Annotated in this window: 2 protein-coding genes; both read left to right on the forward strand. The window is 75.3% G+C overall.

The genetic code is table 11. The features are described 5' to 3' along the window. A partial coding sequence (locus tag HW578_RS28130; RefSeq protein ID WP_232479336.1) for a hypothetical protein occupies positions 1 to 426 on the forward strand: 426 nt, incomplete at its 5' end. 113 nt (positions 427 to 539) lie between these two features. Continuing rightward, positions 540 to 782, forward strand: a complete 243-nt coding sequence (locus HW578_RS27050) for a hypothetical protein (protein ID WP_198373783.1) — start codon at positions 540 to 542, stop codon at positions 780 to 782. The last annotated feature ends 150 nt before the right edge of the window (positions 783 to 932 follow it).

Genomic DNA, 932 nt, shown 5'->3' on the forward strand with positions numbered 1-932 from the left:
TGTATTCCGACAAGGACGGTGTCGTGCAGGACCTGCCGCGCGAGCAGTGGTTCGAATGGGTGTGCAACCGGCCGAACGCCAAGGCGCAGGGCCTGGTTCCACGCCGACCGGGCGCTCGGCTATTTCTTCGGCCTGGCCGCGAGCGGCGGCGACCCGACCGCCGCGCCCGCCAGCGAACTCGCCGTGGCGGCCGCGCTGCGGCATGTCCATGGCCTGGTCTTCGGCATGGCGGAGGCAAATCGCATCACCGACGCGCACCCGGTCGAGATCGGCGACGCCTTCGGCGACGGCCTGCTGGCGGCCGAGACGGACCTGCATGCCTTCCTGGCCCGCCCGCCCGGCGTGGCGATGCCGACGGGCCTGCTTGCGGGCCTGCCCTGGGCTGGCTGCATTTGCGGCGGCGACCCGACGGCCCGGCCGAACTGAGAGCACGCGGTGTCACATCGCGTCACCTGCCGCCGCGCTCCCGCCACGGCTTGGCCGCGGTGGCGCCGCGGCACCGGGGTTTTCTGTTCCCTGCCGAACAGGAGATCCCCCCGATGCGCCGCCTGGCGTCCGCCGCCGCCCTGATCCTCATGATGCTCGCCGCCGGCCCGGCCCATGCCTGGGAGCGTGGTCCCCGCGCCACCGGCTGGGGCCATGCGCCGTCCTGGCATCATCGCCAGCCGCCGCCGCGGCACTGGCACCGCCCGGCACCCTCCTGGCATGGCTGGCGGCACGAACGGCCGCGCTACGACTGGCGCCAGGACCGCCACGGCTGGGGCCCGCGCGACAGGTGGTGATCCGCTTCGTGTGGCGGCCTGACGCCGCTCTAGGCTCCCGGCCCCTTCCCGGTGGGCCGCCTCGTGAGCAGCGGTTGCAGCGCGGCGCGCGCCTCGGCGGTGGCGCCGCGGTCGATGGCGCCCCGCGCTGCCGCGAGCGCGGCCACCGCC

The organism is Roseomonas rosulenta (genome assembly GCF_016106005.1).
Classification (GTDB): domain Bacteria; phylum Pseudomonadota; class Alphaproteobacteria; order Acetobacterales; family Acetobacteraceae; genus Neoroseomonas; species Neoroseomonas rosulenta.